Raw genomic sequence first — 20,337 nt, 5'->3', positions numbered from 1 at the left:
TGCAGGGAACAACGCGTGGCATGCAAATTGCTGCATCGTTCTCGGAAATTTCGGGGACGATCCAGGGGGTTCGCATGTTCCGTCGTTTGCTGTCCGGTCTCGCCGTGGCTGCCGCTTTCGTCTCCGCGGCCGCGGCGCAGGACCTGCCCAAGAACCAGTTCAAGGTGATTGGCCTCAACAGTCCGACGCCCGTCTCGATCCACGACGAGCTGCCATTCTGGCGCAAGACGATCCCCGAGGCGTCCAAGGGTGCCATCACCGTCGACGTGACCCCGCTCGACCAGATGGGCATCGACGACAAGACCATGTTGCGGCTGCTGAAGCTCGGCGTGATGGATTTCGCCGCCATGGACATCTCCAAGATGGCCGGCGACGACCCGCGCTTCGAGGCGTGCGATCTCGCCGGCCTCACGCTCACGCCGGCCAAGGCGCGGGAAGCCTGCAACGCCTATCGCGCCGTGATCGACCGCCAGATGCAGAAGAACTGGAATGCCAAGCTGCTGGCCTTCGGCGGCAACACGCCCCAGGTCTTCTGGTGCCGCGACGTGCTGGCCGGCCTCGAGGGGCTCAAGGGCAAGAAGATCCGCGTGTTCAACAACACGATGCGCGACTTCCTGAGCGGAGTGGGCGGCACGGCGGTCAGCATGGCGTTTGCCGAGGTCGTTCCGGCCCTCAACAACGGCGTGGTCGATTGTGGCGTGACCGGCAGCCTGTCGGGCAACACCGCCGGCTGGGCGGAGGTCACCAAGTCGATCTACCCGATGTCGCTGGGCTGGAGCATCAACGTGCTGGCCGTCAACCTCGACACTTGGAAGCGGCTCGATCCCAAGACGCAGGCTTTCCTGACCGAGCAGTTCAAGGCCTACGAAGACAAGATGTGGAAGACGATCGAGACGACGACCGCCGAGGCCGACAACTGCAACACCGGCAAGCAACCCTGCACGATGGGCAAGCTCGCCAAGACCACCATCGTGCCCGTGAAGCCCGAGGAGATGGAGGCCCACAAGAAGCTGGTCGAGGGCGCGGTGCTCGCCGGATGGGCCAAGCGCTGCGGGGCGCCCTGCGCGAAGGAATGGAACGAGACCGTCGGCAAGACGCTCGGCCTGCAGGCCACGCCGTAGCCGGCGGAAGCTGAAATGATCGGAGTCCGTCGCTTCGCCCAGTGGGGCCTTTGGTTCGGTGGTGCGCTGGTTCTCCTGGCTGCGGTGCTGATCGGCATCGACGTGCTGATGCGCAAGTTCCTCGCGCGCTCGATCGGCGGTGCCGACGAGCTGGCCGGCTATTCGCTGGCGATCGGGACAACCTGGGGCCTGGGGGCGGCATTGCTCGACCGGGCGCACATCCGGATCGACTCGCTCTACGTGCTGTTCCCGCAGAAGCTGCGGCTGGCACTCGATCTCCTGGCCCTGGTTCTGTTCACCGCCTTCTTCGCGCTGACCCTTTGGCACGGGCTGGGCGTGGTCGGTCAATCCTGGACGTCGGAATCGCGCAGCCAGTCCGCCCTCGAGACGCCGACCATCATTCCCCAGTTCCTCTGGATCGCCGGTCTGGTGGCCTTCATCGGCATCGCGATCGTGATCCTCGTGCAGTCGCTGCGACTCGCCGCGGCGGGCGACCTGAGCGGCATGGCGCAACTGATCAGCACGCGGTCGGCCGAGGAGGAAGTCGAGGACGAGATTCGCGACCTCAAGGGCCGGCAGGATCGCGAAGGAAGCACCTGACATGCTCATCGTCACGCTCCTCATTCTCATCGGCCTTCTGGCTGTGGCGATTCCTGTCGCCGCCGGCCTCGGCATCCTCGGCCTGTCGCTCTCGGGCATCTATTCGAAGCTCCCGCTGTCGCTCGCGATGGGCGAGATCGCTTGGGGCACGTCGAACAACTTCCTGCTCGTGGCCATTCCGTTCTTCGTGCTGCTGGGCGAGATCCTGCTGCGCTCGGGGATGGCCGAACGCATGTACAACGCGCTGGTCCTGTGGGTGCCGTGGCTGCCCGGCGGCCTGATGCATTCCAACATCGCAGCCTGCGCCATGTTCGCGGCGACGTCTGGATCGAGCGTGGCCACGGCGGCGACCATCGGGACCGTGGCACTGGGCGAGGTCGAGAAGCGCGGCTATTCCGAGCGGCTGTTCCTCGGCACGATCGCCGCCGGTGGCACGCTCGGCATCCTGATCCCGCCTTCCATCAACATGATCGTCTATGGCGTCCTGACCGAGACCTCGATCCCCAAGCTCTATCTGGCGGGCTTCATCCCCGGCCTGGTGCTCGCGAGCCTGTTCAGCCTGACGGTGCTGGTAATCTGCCTCGTGCGGCCGGCGATGGGCGGCAAGCCGACGTCGACGAGCTGGCAGCAGCGGATCGCGGCCTTGCCCGACTTGATCCCGCCGCTGGTGATCTTTCTGTCGGTCATCGGCTCGATCTATGCGGGATGGGCGACAGCCACGGAGTCGGCGGCGCTGGGTGTGATCGCCTCCATCGGTATCGCGGCGGCCTATCGCCGGCTGACGCTGCGCACCCTCCTGAACGCCTTCGAGGGGACGATGCGGACCACGGCCATGATCATGGCCATCCTGCTCGCGGCCTACTTCCTGAACTTCGTCATCACCTCGATCGGCCTCACCGGCCAGGTCAATCGCTTCATCACCAGCCTCGGCCTGTCGAAGGTCCAGCTGCTGATCGTCGTGGTGATCTTCTACTTCATCCTCGGCATGTTCATGGAGACGCTGTCGATGATGGTGGCGACGGTGCCGATCATTGCGCCAATCATGATCAAGGCCGGCTACGATCCGATCTGGTTCGGCATCATGATCATCATCCTGATGGAACTGGCCATGATCACGCCGCCGGTCGGCATCAACCTCTATGTCGTCCAGGGCCTGCGCAAGAAGGGCCGCATCGACGACGTGATCCTCGGCACGTCGCCCTTCGTCATCACCATGCTGCTGATGCTGCTGGTCCTGTCGATCTGGCCGCAGATTGCGCTGTGGCTGCCGCAGATGGCGGCGACCTAGGTCGCCGCCGCCAGTGTAATCACGATGTTCCCCGCGCTGTCGCGTTCGGCGCGGGCGCCGGGCGGGACCACGCAGGTCGTGTCGTATTCATCGATGATCAGCGGGCCGGTCTTCGCCTCGGCGAGATCGGCGCGGCTCACGACCGGCGTGTCCATCCAGCCATGCTTGTCGCCGAACCAGGCGCGACGCGAGGCCTGGCTCTTCACCTCGGCGCGGCTCGGCCTCACGTTCCGGGGCACGCCGCTGCCCTCGCGCAGGCCCGCGCCCACCAGCTGGATGGCGACCAGCTCGACCGGCTCGTCCGGCCCGGCGCGATGGCCGTAGGTGCGCTCGTGTTCCTGCCCGAACGCTTCCTCCAGATGCGCGACCATCCTGCGGTCGATTGGGCCATCCGGCACCGGCACCGTGAGCTCGTAGCTCTGCCCCTTGTAGTGCAGCGCCGCGGAGCGCTTCAGCCGGGCAGCTGCGCCGGTGAAGCCCTCGGCGGCGAGCTGGCCGTCGGCCTGCTGCGCCATCGTGGTCCAGGCGCGGTCGATCTCGGCGAGATCGGCCTGGCGCAGCAGGCGCCGGAAGGTCCGCGCGTAGTGATGCTCGACATCGGCGTAGAGCAGGCCGAAGGACGAGAAGAGCCCGGCCGAGGGTGGCACGATCACGCGGCCGATGCCCAGCGCGGCCGCCATGCCGGCGGCGAACAGCGGTCCGTTGCCGCCGAAGGCGAACAGCGAGAACTCGCGGGGATCGCGGCCGCGCTCGGTCGACACCGCCTTGATGGCGCGGATCATGTTGGAGGCCGCAATCAGGTGGGCGCCGTAGGCCGCGCGTTCGACCGTCATGCCGAGCGGCCTCGCGATCTTCTCCTCGAACACGGCGCGCGCCTTGTCGGCGTTGAGCTTCACGGCACCGCCCACGAGGTGGCCAGGATTGATGTAGCCCAGCAGCACGTTGGCGTCGGTGATGGTTGGTGCCTCGCCGCCCTTGTCGTAGCAGACCGGGCCGGGGAAGGCGCCAGCGCTTTCCGGCCCCGCCTGCAGCGCGCCGCCCGGATCGATCCAGACATGGCTGCCGCCGCCCGCGCCCACCTCGGCGAGGTCGATCGCCGGCACCTTCAGCGTGTAGCCCGCGCCGGTGAGCAGGCGCGAGCCGATCATGATGCCGGCGCCCACCGCATATTCCTGCGCGCGTGCGACCTCGCCGTCCTCGACCATCGAGGCCTTGGCGGTGGTGCCGCCCATGTCGAAGGTGATGATCTTCTCGAGGCTCTTGGCGCGCGCCAGCGCCTGGGCGCCGACTACGCCGCCGGCGGGGCCCGATTCGATGATGTTCATCGGACGCTCGGCGGCCGCGGTGTCGGTGGTGAGGCCGCCGTTGGATTGCATCAAGAGCAGGCGCGCCGGGATGCCGGCATTGTCGAGCCCGCGGCGCAACGCGTGCAGGTAGGTCGCCACAATCGGCATCACATAGGCGTTGATGACGGTGGTCGAGGTCCGCTCGTATTCCTTGATCTCGGGCAGCACCTCGCAGGAAACGCTGAGCGGCAGGTGCGGGGCCTTCCGGGCGACGAGGTCGCGCAGCATCAACTCGTGCGTGGGATTGGCGAAGGAGTTCAGCAGGCAGATGGCGATCGCCTCGACCTTCTCGGCCAGCAGCGCGTCGACGGCGCGTTCGGCGTCGGCTGGATCTAGGGCGCGGTCGATCTTGCCGGTATGGTCGACCCGTTCATCGACCACGCGGCGCAGGTAGCGCTCGACCAGCGGCTCGGGCTTGGTCCAGCCGAGGTCGTAGAGCTTGGGCATGCGCAGGGTGCGGATCTCCAGCACGTCGCGGAAGCCCTTGGTGGTGATCAGCCCGACCCTGGCGCCCTTGTGCTCGAGGATCGCGTTGGACGCGACCGTGGTGCCGTGGCGGATCTCCTCGATGGCGCCGCCGTCCAGGCCGGTCTCGCGGAAGACCTCGCTTAGACCGTCGACGATCGCCTGGGCGTAGTTGCCGACGCTCGAGGAGATCTTCTTGGTGTGGATGGTGCCGTCGGATCCCAGCAGCACGATGTCGGTGAAGGTGCCGCCGATGTCGACACCGACGCGATAGGAAACGGTCATGTCGGTTACTCCGCCGCCCGGGCAAGCGGGGCCGGATCGTGCCATTGGACCTTGGGCGTCTCGGTCCAGCCGCGCGCCTTGGCGATCTCGGCGCGGCGCGCCTCGGTTGCGGCCGTGTCGACCGTCCAGCCCTTCGTGTCGATCGCGACACCATAGTCGGCAAGCGCTTTCGCGGGCGACAGCAGTTCGTTGCGCACGTCGCGCAGCACCGCGGCGGGATCGCGTTCCAGCGGATCGCCCCAGCCGCCGGCGCCGGCCAGCACATGGCGGAAGATGTCGCCACCCTTCACCGTCATGGTGAGCTTCGAGGGCAGCAGCCGGTTCTCGCCATCCGGGTTCAGATAGTTCTCCGACGGTCCGCCGGGACTGCCGCCATAGAGGCCGAAGGGGCGATGGTCGCGGCGGTCGGAGCGGACCTGCAGCATGCCCTCGGCCTCGAGGAACTTGTAGTCGCGCCGGAATGGCACGCCGCCGCGATACTTGCCGGCGCCGGCCTTGTCGGCCACGAACTCGTAGGCCAGCAACTTGATCGGCTGCTCGGCTTCGGTCACTTCGATCGAATGCGAGGCCATGTTGGCGAACATGTGCGAGTTGCCGTCGAGCCCGTCGGCGAAGGGGCGGGCGCCCCAGGCGCCGCAGGTGAAGTCGACATAGACGAAGGGCTTGCGGGCCGCATCGTAGCCGCCGATCGAGATGCCGGTGTTGCCGCCATCGCCCGCCGCCTTCACGCGGTCGGGCAGCATCATGGCCAGCGCGCCGAACATGCAGTCGGTCATGCGGAAGCCGGTCAGGCCGCGCGCCGCACAGGCTGCCGGCAGCACGCCGTTGCCCACCGTGCCCGGCGGGCAGATGACTTCGATGGCACGAAAGACGCCTTCGTTGTTGGGGATACCCGGCGGCAGCACCGACCGCACGCCGGTATAGGAAGCGGCCTTGGTGAAGGAGAGCGTATTGTTGATCGCGCCTTTCACCTGCGGGTTGGTGCCCGTCCAGTCGACGACCATGTGGCCGCCCTTCTTGGTGATGGTGACGAACAGGCGGATCGGCTTGCCGTAGTCGACACCGTCATCGTCGATCCAATCCTCGAAACTCCATTCTCCGTCCGGCAGTTCCTGGATCGCCGCCCGCGTCAGGCGTTCGGCATAGTCGATGACCTCGTTCAGATAGAACTTCGTCTCCTCCGCGCCATGGCGCGAGACCAGCTCGGCGAACTGCTTCTCGCCGATATGGCAGGCCGCGAGCTGGGCGCGCAGGTCGCCGAACAGCTGGACGGGCAGGCGGACGTTCTTTTCGATGAACGTCATGATCGTCTTGTTGAGGACGCCCTTGTCGTAGAGCTTCATCGGCGCGATGCGCAGGCCCTCGGCGTAGATCTCCGTCGAGTCCGAGGCGTTCGAGCCCGCGACCCTGCCGCCGACGTCGATGTGGTGGCAGACGGTGCAGGCGAAGGCCAGTCGCTCGCCCTCGTGGAACAGCGGCTTGATCACGAAGATGTCGGGCAGGTGCATGCCACCGTCGAACGGGTCATTCATGATGAAGACGTCGCCTTCGGCCATGTCGTCCTTGAAATGACGCATGATCGATTCCATGGCGGTCGGCACCGAGCCGAGATGGCCGGGCAGGGTGAGGCCCTGGGCCGCGAGCTTGCCGTTGGCGTCGGCGAAGCCCGTCGAATAGTCCATGTTGTCCTTGAGCACGCCGGAATAGGTCGTCCGGAAGACCGTGAGCGCCATCTCGTCGGCGATCGAGAAGATGGCGTTCTTGAAGAGCTCCAATGCGATCGGATCGGATACCGGCACTTGTCTTCCTCCCGAAATCAGCTGCCGTCATTTGGCGAGCGTCACCATGCAATTTGCAAGCCGCTTCGCCTGTCGAATTTCGGCTATGTATCGCCGGGACCGGTCCGACCGGTCGCATGGGCGAACTCGCCCGCGTCACGCTAGATTGTATCGGCCCTCCAAAGGAACGCTCGATGCCCAAGACCAAGATTGCCCTCGCCTGTCAGGGCGGCGGCAGCCAGACCGCCTTTACCGCCGGCGCCTTGAAGGCACTCTGCCAGGCCCAGGGCCAGGGGCGGCTGAAGGACGAGTTCGAGTTCGTCGCCATCAGCGGCACCTCGGGCGGCGCCGTCTGCGCCACGCTGCTCTGGTACTCCTTCATGAAGGGCGAGCGGCCGGTCTGGAAGCGCATGATGGATTTCTGGGAGGAGAACACCGCCCAGGGTCCGGTTGAGCACGCGATCAACAGCTTCATCGTCGAATCCGTGCGCCTGGTGAATGCCGGAATGATGCCGACCCTGCAGCTCAGCCCGTCGTCGCTGCTCATGCAGTCGATGATGGAGTTCATGACGACCGGGCAGCGCACGGGCTTCTCCGATTTCCGCGGGTTGCTCGAGAAGCACATCGACTTCGCGGAGATCGCCTCGTGGGGGGCGAAGCCGCAGCGGCCAGTCCTGATGCTCGGCGCCGCCAACGTGACCAGCGGTGCGCTCGCCAAGTTCGTGTCCGCGCACGAGCCCATCCGGGTCGAGCACATCCTGGCTTCCTGCGCGGTGCCGAACATCTTTCCGGCGGTGCAGATCGGACAGGATGCCTACTGGGACGGGCTCTTCTCGGACAACCCGCCCGTCGAGGAACTGATCCGCCCGCGCTCGGTCGGCGAAGCCAACATTCCCGACGAGGTCTGGCTGATCAAGATCAATCCCACGGCCAGCCGGCGGGTGCCCCTGAAGCCGGGGGAGATCGTCGACCGTCGCAATCAGCTCGAGGGCAACATCTCGCTGTTCCAGCAGCTCGGGCATCTCGAGTTCATGAACGACCTGATCCTGGCCGATGCCTTCCGTCCGGAATTTCTCAGCCGCTTCGACATCAAGGCGCCCGTCCGCATCCCGAAGTCGTTCCATACCGATGGCGCCAAGCCCTACCACATTCCCTGTATCGAAATGCCGGCCGAGCTTCAGGACCTGCTCGACTACGAGGGCAAGATCGATCGCGGCTCCGAGAACATCGGCCGCCTGATCGCCGAGGGCGAGAAGGCGGCGGAAGTCTTCCTGAAGGCGCGGGCGGAAGCCGTCGCCGCGTCTTCCCTCGGTGAAAGCCAGACGGCCGGGCAGGCCACACCGACCGGCGAGGGGTTCAGTGAACTCCCCCTGTCGCGCTGGCGCGATCCGACGGACCGCCAGGAGTGATCGTTACTGGGGCTCGATCTTCGCGATCTTCACGTACTCGGCCCACTTGGCGCGCTCCTCGCGATCCTGCGCCGCGCACTGCTCGAGCGTGAGCGGCTTGGCGGTGAGGGCGAACTCCTCGGTCAGGCGCTTGTTGTTCTCGGGCGCGGTAATGGCTTCGTTGATCAGCGTGTTCAGTCGCTGCTGGATGGGCAGCGGCGTCGCCTTCGGCACGGCGATGGCCAGGAAGCCCGAGGAGACGAAACCGGGGAAGGTCTCGGCGAGGACCGGTATGTCGGGATAGAGCGGGCTGCGGCTGGCCAGCGAGATGGCCAGCGCCCGCGCCTTCTTGTCGACGACCTGGCCGCGCCCGGCGGTGAGGTCGACGAACATGAAGTTGATGGCGCCGCCATACAGGTCGTTCCAGGCATTGCCGATCGCCTTGTAGCCGACCCCCTGCCAGTCGACGCCGGCCCTCTTGCCCAGCACCTCGGCCGGCACCTGCGAGCTCGCGTTGAAGTAGCCGAAGTTGAGCTTGCCGGGCCGTGCCTTGGCATCGGCCAGCAGGTCAGCCAGCGTCTTGTAGGGACTGTCGGCCGGCACCACGAGGAAGGTGCCGGAGGAGCCGATGATGCCGACGACCGAGAAGTCCTTCTCCGGGTCGTAGCCCGGGTTCTTGTACATGTGGACGTTGGCGGCATTGGTCGAGGTCGTGGCCAGCATCAGCGTATAGCCGTCCGGTGGTGCGACCTTCACGGACATCGCGCCGACAATTCCATTCGCGCCCGGCTTGTTCTCGACCACGAAGGGCTGGCCGGTCTTCTCCTCGATGTACTTGCCGACCAGGCGCGCCGTGATGTCACCCGAGCCACCCGGTGCGAAGGGCACGATGATGCGGATGGCCTTCGTTGGGAAAGTTTCGGTCTGCGCAGCGGCGGGCAGGGCGGCAAGGAGAGGGAGGGTGAAGAGGCTGCGGCGAGACAGCGATGTGCGGAATGTGTCCATGGGAGTGGACTCTAGCGCATATGCATCGGATGGACAGCGCGCCGCTTGCAGCCCTACCTTGCAGCCATGTCAAAATCAGGTCGGCCGCCGCTCGACGGCATTCGCGTCATCGATTTCTCCCGTGTGATCGCGGGACCCATGTGCACCCAGATGCTCTCGGACATGGGCGCCGAAGTGATCAAGATCGAGAATCCCGACGGCGGCGACGACACGCGCAAAGGCGCCGGCCCGCGCGCCGGCGGCCCTGGCGGCGAGAGCCACTTCTTCATGACCTACAACAGGGGCAAGAAGAGCGTCGCGCTGGACTTCACCAAGCCCGAAGGCCAGGCGATCGTGCACAAGCTGCTCGCTGGTGCCGACGTGCTGGTCGAGAACTTCCGGCCGGGCGTCCTGAAGAAATACGGCTTCGACTATGCCAGCGTCGCCGCGAAGTATCCGAAGCTGATCTATCTCTCGATCTCGGCCTACGGACAGACCGGTCCGCTGTCGGACCGGCCGGGCTACGATCCCGTGCTGCAGGCCGAGTCGGGCATGATGAGTGTCAACGGCGAGGCCAACGGCGAGGGGCTGCGGCATGCCATCGCCATCGTCGACACCATGACGGCGATCCATTCGGTGGCCGCAGTCAACGCCGCGCTCTATGCGCGCCGCGACACCGGGAAGGGCCAGCAGATCGATCTCGCCCTCTACGACACGGCGCTCGTGTCGCTGGGCAACATGGGTTCCTACTACCTGATCGGCGGCGAGCAGCCGCGGCGCGCCGGCAACGGCCACTTCGCGTCGGCGCCCAACAGCTCGTTCGAGACGGCAAACGGCAAGATCTACATGGCGGTCGCGAACCAGAAGCTGTTTGCCGACACGGCCAAGGCGCTTGGGCACCCTGAGTGGGTGACCGATCCGCGCTTCGACACGGTCGCCAATCGCGTGGCCAACAAGCCCGAGCTCACGCGCCTCATGGAAGAGGTGCTGACGACCGACACCAAGGAGAACTGGGCGCAGAAGCTGCGCCACCTGCCGGCCGGCCCGATCCGCACCATGAAGGAGGCGCTGGACGAGCCCGAGGTGAAGCGACGCGGCATGCTGAAGACATACAAGCACAGCAAGGTTGGCGACGTGCCGCTGATCGGCTCCAACTTCCACTTCTCCGACACGCCGGTCGACGACACGCGGCCGCCGCCGGCGCTGGGCGAGCATACCGATCAGGTGCTGACCGAACTGGCGGGCCTCGGCGCCGCGGAGATCGCGGCGCTGCGCGAGAAGAAAGTGATCGGCTAAAGTCTTCTGTCGTCCTGAGCACAGCGAAGGACCTTGCGGACCGACGAGACGACTCCTTGGCTAGCGTGAGATCCTTCGCCTTCGGCTCAGGATGACGAGGGCTCACCTGTCCAACCAGGTCTTCAGGATCAGGTTGGTCTCCTCGGGCTTCTCCATTGTGACGAGATGGCCGCATTGGTCGACGACCACCAGCGCGGCCGCCGGGATCGCCTTCGCGATTTCTTCCGACAGGAACAGGGGCGTCGCCGCATCGTCTCGACCGCAGACGACGATGGTCGGGCACCTGATGCGAGGCAGGTCGGGGCGCCGGTCGGTGCGGATGGCGGCCAGCTCCTCCTGCCGCTTGTAGATCTCGACGCCGATCTCGCCGCACATCGTCATCACCTCGTCGACCAGCGGCTTGTCGGGCAGGCGATAGGCCGGGATGAAGCGTGTCATCTGCATGCCGAGCACCAGCTCGAAATGCCCCTCTGCGGCGAGCCGGATGCGGGCGCGCCGGATCGCTCGTTCGGCCTCGCTCTGGCTCCTCATGCCGGTGTCGAGCAGCGCGAGCTTCGTCACGCGATCGGCGGCGAATTGCATGATCTCGACAGCGAGCATGCCGCCCAGCGAGAGGCCGGCCAGCGCGAACTTTTCCGCCGGCATCTGGTCGACGACCCAGCGCGCGGCGGTCTCCCAGCTGTCCCAGATGGACAGCGGCGCCTTGCGCCAGTCGGGCACGACGATGTCGGCCTGGTCCGCGAGGGCGGCGACTTGGGCCGAGAACAAGCGGGGCGAGCACAGCACGCCGGGGACGAGCAGCAGGGGGGTCTTGGTCATTTCCTTCCTCCATCGCTCAGCGTAGCGCAGACGATTCGGGTGCGGTACCAATAGGCATGGCCGCCGCCTCCGTTCGCGACATCCGTCTCGACCTGTTCCGCGGGCTCGCTTTGTGGTTCATCTTCCTCGACCACATTCCGACCAACATCGTGAGCTGGCTGACGGTTCGTAACTACGGCTTCAGCGACGCGACCGAGATTTTCGTCTTCATTTCGGGATACACGGCCGTAATCGCCTATGGCCGGATGCTGGACCAGGAAGGATGGCCCCGCACCGCCGCGCGCATCTATCGCCGCGTCTGGCAGCTCTACGTCGCTCACATCCTGCTGTTCGTGGCCTTCTCCGCGCAGATTGCCTGGGTCTCGATCGCGCGCGACACGCCGGCCCTGATCGAGGAGATGGAGCTGCTGGGCCTCGGCCAGAACCCCTATCGCGCCATCCTCGAGGCGGCACTGCTCAAGTTCCGGCCGGTCAATCTGGACGTGCTGCCGCTCTACATCGTGCTGCTGGCTGTCTTTCCGCTGGTCCTGCCGGTGGTGGTGCGCTGGCCTTGGGCCGTGATCGCGGCCTCTCTCGTCCTCTATGCCGCGACCTGCCGCTTCGACTGGAAACTGCCAGCCTACCCCGACGAAAAGGTCTGGTACTTCAATCCCATGGCCTGGCAGGTCGTCTTCCACGTTGGGGCGGCCTGCGCCGTGTTCGGCTCCGGACTGTCCTGGCTGGACCGGTTTCGCACGCCGCTGACCACCCTGGCCGTCGCCTTTCTCCTGTTCGCCGCGTTCATCGCCCTGTCCTGGCAGTACAATCCGCTGGAAAGGCTGGTCCCGGTCTGGGTGGCGCGGATCATCTATCCGATCGACAAGACCAACATCGACATCCTGCGATTCCTGCATTTCCTGGCGATCGCGTGGCTGGTCCGGATCGCCGTGCCGATCGATGCCCCCGCCCTGAAATGGCCGATCTGGGAGCCACTTCGCAGATGCGGTGAAGCTTCATTGCTTATATTCTGCATCGGGACCTTCCTGGCGCTCAGCGGCCAGGTCATCGTCAGTCACTATGAAGATTCGATCTTGTCGCAGATTGTCGTGAGCATCCTGGGCATCGCCATCATGTGTGTGGCCGCCTACATCGCGGCCTGGTTCAAGCGCGGGAATGCGCGCGCGGCCGCTCGGGTGCCGGTGGTGACGGAAGTCCCCCGGTGAAGCGGACGATCGCCCTGCTGGTCGCCGCGCTCGCCCTGGCGATGGGTGGAGCCGCCCACGCCAAGTCGATGACCCTGTGCCGCGCGAAGCCGGAGGTGCTTGCGCTGGGAACGACGCTCCCGATCTCACGCAAGGCGATCGCCGAGCGCAAGCTCCTGCGCATCATTGCGCTGGGATCGTCGACGACCGCGGGCTACGGCGTCTCCAATCCGGCCTTCGCCTATCCCACGCAGCTGCGCATCGGTCTCGAGAAGGCCCTGCCCGGCATCGATATCGAGGTGATCAACCGCGGCATCGGCGGCCAGGACGTGGAGGAGATGGCGGCCCGCATGCGCTCCGAGATGGAGGACAACCCGCCCTCCCTGGTGATCTGGCAGACCGGCACCAACGCCGCCATCCGCCACATGCCGCTCGACAAGTTCGACAAGACGCTGCGCGGCGGGTTGAAGCTCGGCACATCGCTCGGGGCCGACTTCATCCTGATGAACCTGCAATACGTGCCGGCCGTCGTCGCCGTGGCCGACAAGGAAGCCTATGAGAAGGTCATGGCCGGGGCGGCCAGGGACTATTCCGCGGGCCTGTTCCGCCGCTACGACATCATGCGCGGCTGGTACGATGACGGCATGCCCTACGCCCAGTTCGTGCAACTCGACGGTCTGCATCTCAACGATTTCGGCCAGAAGTGCATCGGCAAGCTGCTGACCCGCTCGATCCTGGATGCGCTGACCGGTCCCTGAGAAGAGGACACAACATGCCCCGTCGCTTCGTCGACCTTTCGATCTACCTCGAGAACGACGTGATCTCCGATCCGCCGCCGTTCGGGCCGAAGATCCAGTATCACAGGCATGCCGACACAGCCGGCCAGATCGCCAGCTTCTTTCCCGGCTTGAAGAAGGAAGACCTGCCGGACGGCGCCGGCTGGGCGGTCGAAAACGTCAGTCTCTCGACGCACAACGGCACGCATCTTGACGCGCCGTATCATTTCCATCCGACGATGAACAAGGGCGAGCGCGCCATCACCATCGACGAAGTGCCGCTCGAATGGTGCTTCCAGCCCGGCGTGAAGCTCGACTTCCGCGACAAGCCCGACGGCCATGTCATCACCGCGGCCGAGGTAGAGGCGGAACTAAAGCGGATCGGCCATGAGCTGAAGCCCTTGGAGATCGTCGTGGTGAACACGCGCGCGGGCTCGCGCTACGGCAACGACGATTACGTCAATGCCGGCTGCGGTATGGGCTACGACGCCACGATCTACCTGCTGGAGAAGGGCGTGCGCCTGACCGGCACCGATGCGTGGAGCTGGGACGCGCCGTTCTACTTCACCGCCCAGAAATGGGCGAAGGACCACGATCCGTCGATCATCTGGGAGGGCCACAAGGCCGGCCGCGACATCGGCTACTGCCACCTCGAGAAGCTGCACAATCTCGAATCGCTGCCAGGCGACGGCTTCACCATCGCCTGTTTTCCGCACAAGATCCGCGGCGCCTCCGCCGGCTGGACGCGCGCCGTCGCAATCTTCGAGGAGTGACGCGCCGTGCGCGTCATCCCGAGCCTTTGCGAGGGATCTTCGCTACCCGAGAGTCGCCGGCCGCCGCGCGACAAGGAGTGCGAGGCCGAGGGCTGCGATGAGACCGCCCGCGACGGTGCGAAGGCGGCGCAGCATCGTGGGTCGGCCCATCGCGATCGACCGGGCGCGCGAGGCCAGCAGCGCCACCACGACATCGACGGCGGTATTCAGCCCCACCGAGATCAGGCCCAGTACCAGGAACTGCAGCCACACGGGACCCGCTGACGGATCGACGAACTGCGGCAGGAAAGCGAGGAAGAAGGCGGCGGTCTTGGGATTGAGGGCTTCGACGAGGATACCCTCGCGGAACGCCCGGGCCGCACCCGTCGTCAAGACCTTGGTCTGGAAAGGCAGTCGTGCCTCGCGGATCGTCTTGGTCCCGATCCACACGAGATAGAGCGCGCCGGCAAGCTTCAGGATCGTGAAAGCCTCGGCGCTCGCCATAACAAGGGCCGATACGCCGACGGCTCCGGCAGCGACATGGACCAGTCCGCCCAGCCCGGTACCGAAGCTGGAGGCCAGGCCCTCGGCGCGGCCACCGGCCAGCGTGCGCGCCGCGACATAGAGGATGCCAGGGCCTGGCGAGATCGCGATCGCCAGGGCCGTCACGAAGAAGAGCGCGAGGGTCGCGAAATCCATCGCCGGCTACGGCAGCGGGTCGGGCTCGCCCGGCGGCAGCGGCACTTCGAAGACGTTGAGCGTCATCGACACCAGCATGTAGTAGCCGCAGACGCCGACGAGATCGACGACGCCTTTCTCGCCGAACGCGTCGAGGGCGCGCTTGTAGTTGGTCGGCGCGACCCTGTTGGTCTCGAGATACTCCGTAACGAAATCGTAGATGATCTTCTCGACGTCGCGCTTGAAGGGCGGTGTGGCGCGCAGGCGGACCGCCTCGATGATGTCTTCAGCGAGGCCGGCTTCCTTGGCGAGGCGTGCATGGGCGTAGAACTCGAACTGCGCCTTGAAATGCCGGCCCACCAGGCAGATCGCGAGTTCCGAGAGGTCGCGCGGCAGCGAATTGTTGAAGCGGCAGTATTCGCCGAGCTTCTGGGCGCGGTCGGCCAGCACCGGGCTGCGCAGCCACGGCTCGAAGGGGCCGCGCAGGCCGCCACGGGGACCCGAGAGGATCGCGTCGGCAACCTTCTTCTGTTCGGAGTCGAGTTTGTTCAGGTCGAGCGGCGCCAGACGCGGCATTGCGTTTCCTCTGTTCTGTGTTTTCGAAAGGTCAGATCGGACAGCCGGCGTCGGCGACGCGGTTGGCGTCGGCGCCATCGAAGATGTGGTTCACGATCGACAGGCCGGCCTGCATCGCCGCACTCGATCGCACGCTGCAGGAACCCGTCGCCGTCCACAGCACCTTGCCGCTGTTCGATTCGTAGAGCGTGAGCGAGACGCGCAACGTCGAGCCGGAGGGCGCAGGCGGGATCGTGTCGCGCCGCCCGATCGGATTGGCGGGCAGCGCGAGGCGCGGATTGGCGCCGGTCTCGTAATCCTGGCTCTGGATCAACGGTATGTCTCGGTCCAGGCCGCCGCCGGACAGGTCGAAATAGCTCACATCCATGCGCATGATGTTGCCGCCGCTGAAGCCGACCTGGTTGCCGCGCTGGGTGAGGCGGACCATCACCTGGCGGCGCAGCTCGCGGGCAAGATGGGTATCCGAGGTGAGTTGGACCGCGATCTTGGCCTTCGGGATCTTCTGGTAGGCCTTGATCTCCAGGTCGCCGATCTTCGGCCCGGAGCTGCCGCCCAGCCCGTATCCCTGGGCGGAGGCAGGGGCCGCGGCGCAGAGCGCCGACAACGCGACAAAGATGGCGGCGATACGCATTCGTCTTTCCCCTCAACGTCCCTCGACCGCCGTCAGCCTGCTCCAGCCGGCCTCGTCCCGGTCGAGCATGCGCTTCAGCGATTCGAAATGCAGGAAGGCCTGCTGCGCCTCGCCTGCGATCTGCCTGGCCGTGTGTTCGGCCATCGCCTCGTCGATATTGTGCAGTTCCCGGCCGGTCTGCATGGCCAGCACCTGCACCATCGCCGCACGTTCGAGGTAATAAAGGTCGTCGTAGGCTTGGGCAACGGTCGGACCCGAGACGATGACGCCGTGGTTCCGCAGGAACAGGATGTCCTTGTCGCCCATCGCCCGGCACATGCGTTCGCCCTCGTCGTTGGACAGGGCGACGCCACCATAGGCCTCGTCGTAGGCGATGCGGCCCCAGTAGCGGAAGGCGTTCTGGGTGCACATCTCGATGCGACCGTCGCGGATCGAGGTCAGGGCCGTCGCATAGGGCATGTGGGTGTGCAGCACGACCTTGGCGCGCGGGTTGCCGGCATGGATGCGGGCATGGATGTAGAAGGCGGTCGGCTCGACCGGATACTTGCCCTCGATGATGGTGCCGTCGCCGTCGGCCATGACGATGTCGGACGGCGTGATCTCCGACCAGTGCAGGCCCTGCGGGTTGACCAGGAAGAGATCCTCGCGGCCGGGCACCGCCATGCTGAAGTGGTTGCAGACGCCCTCGTTCAGGCCGTGCCGCGCGGCGGCGCGCAGGGCGGTGGTCAGGTCGATCCGTGCCTGGGTGACCGGGTCGTTGGCAAGCATTGAAAGGGCTCCGTTGAAGAAAGGCTCCGCCGCGGGCGATGATGCTGCCAAGCGCATATGTGGCCAAGCGAAATCGCCGACGTCAGGAGCCGTCCCGATGAATGTTCTGTTCGATTCGCCGGTTGGAGCCTTGCTGGCGCGGCCGTGGGTCGATCCGGTCGGGCTGTACGGCCTGAGGCGATGGTATTTGCCGCTCTCGCGATTATGGGCGGCGGCCAATCTCGCCGGGCTGGATGTCGCTCGATTTCGCGAAGAGATCGGCATGGCCCTGCCGGGCTTCTGGTCGGAGGTCCGCCTGCAGCGTCTGCTGACCCGTCATGGACGGGCGCGAGCCCGCGCGGAGGAGACGCGGACGGAATGGGAAGTCGCCATCTTCGAGCCGGCGGCCGAAGGTGATCCTGAACGGCTAGACCGCGAAAGACGTACCGCTGCGACCGCCCACCTGGCGAGCCGTGCGCTCTTCTATCCGCTGCTGTTTCCCAGCCGGCCACCGCTGGCCCGCTGGCGAATCGACCCGCCCGAACAGGTCGAGCGCGAGCTCGGCCGGGTGTTCGGCAATCCTTCCGCCCTCTATGTGGCGCCGCTCGCCCTGGAAGGCATCGAGGCATCGCGCAGCTACCTGAAGGACGGCCTTCGCGAATACTGGCTGCGGGCCGCCACTCCATCGGCGCGACTGCAACGACGCCCGGGCAGCGAAACTCTCTATGCCCGTGTCGTCGAACCTGTTGGTGGGACATTCGACACTTTGGTCTTCGGAAACGGCCTCTGCGTCGAGTCCGAATTGATGTCGATGGATCGCGGTCCGGGGCCGCTACTCGCGGCAATGGGATGGAGGGTCATCGAGCCGGTCTCGCCATATCACGGCCTGCGGGCGATGCCGGGCTTCTATGGCGGCGAGCCATTTTTTGCGGCTAGTCCGACGAGTTCCATGGATCTCATTGCCGGACAGGCGATCGAGTCGGCGCTCCTGGTCGCGTGGGCGCGCGCGCGGTTCGCCGGCAAGGTGGCGCTCGCCGGCATATCGATGTCGTCGTTCGTGGCGCAACTGGCCGCCAGCCATTGCCATCTCTGGCCGCCCGAGGCGCGGCCCGACGCGGCCCTGCTGATCAGCCATTCGGGCCGCGTCGAGGACGTCACCTTCGGAGGAGCGCTTGCCGGCATGCTGGGGCTCGACCGCGCACTGATCGAGGCGGGCTGGACACGCGAGAACCTGGCGCGGCTTTCACGCATGATCGATCCCGCGGACACGCCGGCCTTGCCGCCCTCGCGCATCGTCTCGGCACTGGGCGAAACCGATCGCTGGGTGCCCTATCGCGATGGCTTGGCGCTCGCGCAACGCTGGCGCCTGCCAGAAGACAATCGGTTTCGCTACCGGTTCGGCCATCTCGGTATGCCGGTCCAGCTCATCCGCGACAGCAGCCCCTTCGCGAGGCTCAGGCAGGTGATGAACGAGGGCTAGCCGTCGTGCCGGAAATCTCGCGCACCAGCTTGGTGCGCACGGCGCGGCCGAAATGGTCGAAATTGTCGGCCACGATCAGGAACGAGCCCGGCCCCCCGATAACGCTCTCCTCGTAGTACTTGTCCAGGGTGAGGTCGGGCGGGCGGCCGAAATTGCTGCGGTTCATCATCACCGGCAGGCCGTTCACCACGATGCCCTGGGACACGAGCTTGTCGCGCATGATCTCGGCGGGCGGGCCATCGTTCGTGCGGCCGTCACCCGAGACGTCGATGACGCGCCGCTTGGCGGCAAAGGGCGAGTTCTCGAAGCGCTGGCCGGCATGGGCGAGGGCCGCTCCGACGGCGGTCCAGCTCTGCGAGGTTCGCGGCGCCTCGGCGAGTTTTTCTGCAAAGCGTCGGGCCGCCCCGGGGCTGTCGATGACCGTCCAGTCGATCACGACGGTCTGGAAGTGCGCGCCTGCCCACTCCGTGTAGCAGATCGCGATACGCCTGTTCTCGCCAGAGAGGACGGCGTCGACCACCCGGTCGTTGGTCAGCGCCTCGATATAGCCGCGCCGCTGGAGTTCGGCCTCGACCTCGTCGATCGATCGCGAGACGTCGACGGCCAGCACGAGCTGCAGGTCGACTTGTGTCTGGGCGCGAGCCGCCGGTGCCGTCGCCAGCGCCGCCATTGAGCCCAGGAGCGCCGACCGTCGCTTCATGCCCACCTCCGTCGAAGGCGCGAAGCATAGCACCGTCGCGGCATACGCAAACGAAAACGCCGGAGGAAATCCTCCGGCGTTCAAGTCGACCGTCAGGACGGCCTATTGCCAGAACGGCCTACTGATCGTCGTCGAAGCCGCGCTTGCGCGGTTCGTAGTCGCGGTCGCGACGCGGACGGTCCGGGCCGGGGCCGAAGCGACGGGCCGGCTTGCCGAAATCGCCGCCTTCGGCCGGAGGAGCAGGGGGGGCGCTGGTGAAGTCAGCACGGCGATCCCGCATCGGGCCGCCGTCGCCGGCGCCGCGGTAGCCACCGCCACCGCCGCCGCCGCCGTAACCACCACCGCCGCCTTCACGGCCGCCGCCACCGTAGCCGCCGCCACCGCCGCCGCGATAACCGCCACCGCCGCCGTCACGGCCGCCACCACCACCGTAGCCGCCGCCACCACCGCCGTAGCCGCCGCCACCACCACCGCCATAGGGCGGACGCGGGCCGCGCGGACGGAAGCCGCCGCCATCACCACGGCCGCCGCCACCGCCGCCGCCGTATCCACCGCCGCCACCGCCACCACCACCGGGCTGACGTTCGACGGCTTCACGGACCGCGATCGAGCGGCCATCCAGCAACGCGCCGTTCATGGCCTGCATGGCCGAGGCGCCTTGGTCATCGGTTTCCATCTCGAGGAACGCGAAGCCGCGGCTGCGGCCGGTCTCGCGATCCACGATCACTTTCGAAGATGTAACGGTGCCGAACTGAGAGAAGGCTTCAGACAGACGCTCAGACGTGACCGAATAGGGCAGGTTGCCCACAAACAATTTGCGACTCATTCAAGGCTCTGGGCTAGAGGAAGGATCGAGCGGAGTCCGGCGCGCGCTTGCTGGACGGATGCGTCCAAGCGTTTCGATGACCTTTGACAGATGACCAAGTAGCTCACGGGAAGACGTTGACCGGTATCGCGCTCCGCGACTGTGTGCCGAGACTCATGATGATACTCGTCGGCTAGTGTCGCAATGCAGCACTTATGCGCTGAATCAACGCTTGAGTCCACCTCGTCGCACGGTTGAGGCATAACGAATCGCGGCACACAATCGCCACTGAATCGGGAGGGATTGCGAAATGATCGTCGACCATCGAACCTACGAACTGCAGCCGGGACGCCTGCGCGACTTCCTCGCGCTCTACGAAAAGGAAGGCCTGCCCGTCCAGTTGAAGCATCTCGGCAATCTCGTCGGCTATTACACGACCGAGGTCGGAAACGTGAACGAGATCGTTCACATCTGGGGCTACGCGGACCTCGCGGATCGCACGAAGCGTCGCGCTGCGATGGCTGCCGATCCCGCCTGGCAGGCGTATTTGCAGAAGAGCCGAGAATATATGAAGACCATGAACAACAAGATATTGGTGCCCACTACCTTCTCACCCACGAAGTAAGGGAAAGACGTCCAAC

Annotated in this window: 20 protein-coding genes; 10 read left to right on the top strand and 10 right to left on the bottom strand. The window is 66.0% G+C overall.

Features of this window, described 5'->3' with window-relative positions; translation table 11 throughout:
- Positions 1-74: 74 nt before the first annotated feature.
- From Q0Q48_RS14250 to Q0Q48_RS14240, 3 genes are read left to right on the top strand one after another with little or no spacing between them, the layout of a single operon-like run.
- Positions 75-1,121, top strand: coding sequence for a TRAP transporter substrate-binding protein (locus Q0Q48_RS14250; RefSeq protein WP_295138710.1), 1,047 nt, complete (start codon positions 75-77; stop codon positions 1,119-1,121).
- Positions 1,122-1,136: 15 nt separating this feature from the next.
- Positions 1,137-1,721, top strand: a complete 585-nt coding sequence (locus Q0Q48_RS14245) for a TRAP transporter small permease (RefSeq protein ID WP_295138707.1) — start codon at positions 1,137-1,139, stop codon at positions 1,719-1,721.
- A gap of 1 nt (position 1,722) precedes the next feature.
- Positions 1,723-3,009, top strand: coding sequence for a TRAP transporter large permease (locus Q0Q48_RS14240; protein WP_295138704.1), 1,287 nt, complete (start codon positions 1,723-1,725; stop codon positions 3,007-3,009).
- Here the strand turns inward: Q0Q48_RS14240 and Q0Q48_RS14235 are convergent.
- A complete protein-coding gene (locus Q0Q48_RS14235; RefSeq protein ID WP_295138701.1) occupies positions 3,006-5,105 on the bottom strand; it encodes a hydantoinase/oxoprolinase family protein in 2,100 nt (699 codons plus the stop codon). The genes Q0Q48_RS14240 and Q0Q48_RS14235 overlap by 4 nt on opposite strands.
- 5 nt (positions 5,106-5,110) lie before the next feature.
- Positions 5,111-6,904, bottom strand: a complete 1,794-nt coding sequence (locus Q0Q48_RS14230; protein WP_295138699.1) for a hydantoinase B/oxoprolinase family protein — start codon at positions 6,902-6,904, stop codon at positions 5,111-5,113.
- 173 nt (positions 6,905-7,077) lie between these two features.
- Here Q0Q48_RS14230 and Q0Q48_RS14225 point away from each other — a divergent pair, with 173 nt between their 5' ends.
- On the top strand, positions 7,078-8,292 hold the full coding sequence (locus tag Q0Q48_RS14225; protein WP_295138696.1) for a patatin-like phospholipase family protein: 1,215 nt from the start codon (positions 7,078-7,080) through the stop codon (positions 8,290-8,292).
- Between the two features lie 3 nt (positions 8,293-8,295).
- On the opposite strand, the gene Q0Q48_RS14220 is transcribed toward Q0Q48_RS14225, so the two are convergent.
- A complete protein-coding gene (locus tag Q0Q48_RS14220; RefSeq protein ID WP_295138694.1) occupies positions 8,296-9,276 on the bottom strand; it encodes a tripartite tricarboxylate transporter substrate binding protein in 981 nt (326 codons plus the stop codon).
- Positions 9,277-9,342: 66 nt separating this feature from the next.
- On the opposite strand from Q0Q48_RS14220, the gene Q0Q48_RS14215 reads away from it, so the two are divergent.
- Positions 9,343-10,551, top strand: a complete 1,209-nt coding sequence (locus Q0Q48_RS14215; protein ID WP_295138691.1) for a CoA transferase — start codon at positions 9,343-9,345, stop codon at positions 10,549-10,551.
- A gap of 102 nt (positions 10,552-10,653) precedes the next feature.
- On the opposite strand, the gene Q0Q48_RS14210 is transcribed toward Q0Q48_RS14215, so the two are convergent.
- The gene (locus Q0Q48_RS14210) at positions 10,654-11,370 is read right to left on the bottom strand and encodes an alpha/beta hydrolase (protein ID WP_295138688.1); all 717 of its coding nucleotides are present in this window, start codon (positions 11,368-11,370) and stop codon (positions 10,654-10,656) included.
- A gap of 56 nt (positions 11,371-11,426) precedes the next feature.
- Here Q0Q48_RS14210 and Q0Q48_RS14205 point away from each other — a divergent pair, with 56 nt between their 5' ends.
- Genes Q0Q48_RS14205 through Q0Q48_RS14195 form a run of 3 tightly spaced genes read left to right on the top strand, consistent with a single transcriptional unit; the run spans position 11,427 to position 14,100 of the window.
- Positions 11,427-12,572: an OpgC domain-containing protein gene (locus Q0Q48_RS14205; RefSeq protein ID WP_295138686.1), complete on the top strand. Its 1,146-nt coding sequence runs from the start codon at positions 11,427-11,429 to the stop codon at positions 12,570-12,572.
- Positions 12,569-13,309 carry an SGNH/GDSL hydrolase family protein gene (locus Q0Q48_RS14200; RefSeq protein WP_295138683.1) on the top strand — a complete coding sequence of 247 codons (741 nt, stop codon included), beginning with the start codon at positions 12,569-12,571 and terminating at the stop codon, positions 13,307-13,309. Before Q0Q48_RS14205 ends, Q0Q48_RS14200 begins: the two co-directional genes overlap by 4 nt.
- A gap of 14 nt (positions 13,310-13,323) precedes the next feature.
- Entirely contained in the window at positions 13,324-14,100 is a 777-nt protein-coding gene (locus tag Q0Q48_RS14195; RefSeq protein WP_295138680.1) for a cyclase family protein, read from the top strand.
- 42 nt (positions 14,101-14,142) lie between these two features.
- Here the strand turns inward: Q0Q48_RS14195 and Q0Q48_RS14190 are convergent, their stop codons facing one another.
- Genes Q0Q48_RS14190 through Q0Q48_RS14175 form a run of 4 tightly spaced genes read right to left on the bottom strand, consistent with a single transcriptional unit; the run spans position 14,143 to position 16,732 of the window.
- Entirely contained in the window at positions 14,143-14,778 is a 636-nt protein-coding gene (locus Q0Q48_RS14190) for a LysE family translocator (RefSeq protein ID WP_295138677.1), read from the bottom strand.
- A 6-nt stretch (positions 14,779-14,784) separates the two neighbouring features.
- On the bottom strand, positions 14,785-15,333 hold the full coding sequence (locus Q0Q48_RS14185; protein ID WP_295138674.1) for a carboxymuconolactone decarboxylase family protein: 549 nt from the start codon (positions 15,331-15,333) through the stop codon (positions 14,785-14,787).
- Positions 15,334-15,364: 31 nt separating this feature from the next.
- Positions 15,365-15,964 carry a hypothetical protein gene (locus Q0Q48_RS14180; protein ID WP_295138671.1) on the bottom strand — a complete coding sequence of 200 codons (600 nt, stop codon included), beginning with the start codon at positions 15,962-15,964 and terminating at the stop codon, positions 15,365-15,367.
- A gap of 12 nt (positions 15,965-15,976) precedes the next feature.
- A complete protein-coding gene (locus tag Q0Q48_RS14175) occupies positions 15,977-16,732 on the bottom strand; it encodes an aldolase (protein ID WP_295138668.1) in 756 nt (251 codons plus the stop codon).
- 97 nt (positions 16,733-16,829) lie between these two features.
- Between Q0Q48_RS14175 and Q0Q48_RS14170 the strand changes: the two genes are divergently transcribed.
- The gene (locus Q0Q48_RS14170) at positions 16,830-18,191 is read left to right on the top strand and encodes a hypothetical protein (RefSeq protein WP_295138665.1); all 1,362 of its coding nucleotides are present in this window, start codon (positions 16,830-16,832) and stop codon (positions 18,189-18,191) included.
- On the opposite strand, the gene Q0Q48_RS14165 is transcribed toward Q0Q48_RS14170, so the two are convergent.
- Positions 18,166-18,891, bottom strand: coding sequence for a DUF1194 domain-containing protein (locus tag Q0Q48_RS14165; RefSeq protein WP_295138663.1), 726 nt, complete (start codon positions 18,889-18,891; stop codon positions 18,166-18,168). The two genes, Q0Q48_RS14170 and Q0Q48_RS14165, sit on opposite strands and share 26 nt — an antisense overlap.
- Before the next feature lie 118 nt (positions 18,892-19,009).
- A complete protein-coding gene (locus Q0Q48_RS14160) occupies positions 19,010-19,717 on the bottom strand; it encodes an RNA-binding protein (protein ID WP_295138661.1) in 708 nt (235 codons plus the stop codon).
- A gap of 289 nt (positions 19,718-20,006) precedes the next feature.
- On the opposite strand from Q0Q48_RS14160, the gene Q0Q48_RS14155 reads away from it, so the two are divergent.
- Positions 20,007-20,321, top strand: coding sequence for an NIPSNAP family protein (locus tag Q0Q48_RS14155; RefSeq protein ID WP_295138658.1), 315 nt, complete (start codon positions 20,007-20,009; stop codon positions 20,319-20,321).
- Positions 20,322-20,337 lie beyond the last annotated feature (16 nt).

Origin of the sequence: uncultured Reyranella sp. (genome assembly GCF_945957355.1) — a bacterium.
GTDB lineage: Bacteria > Pseudomonadota > Alphaproteobacteria > Reyranellales > Reyranellaceae > Reyranella.
The sequence above is the reverse complement of the archived record's forward strand: the minus strand, read 5'-3'. Positions and strand labels throughout refer to the sequence as shown.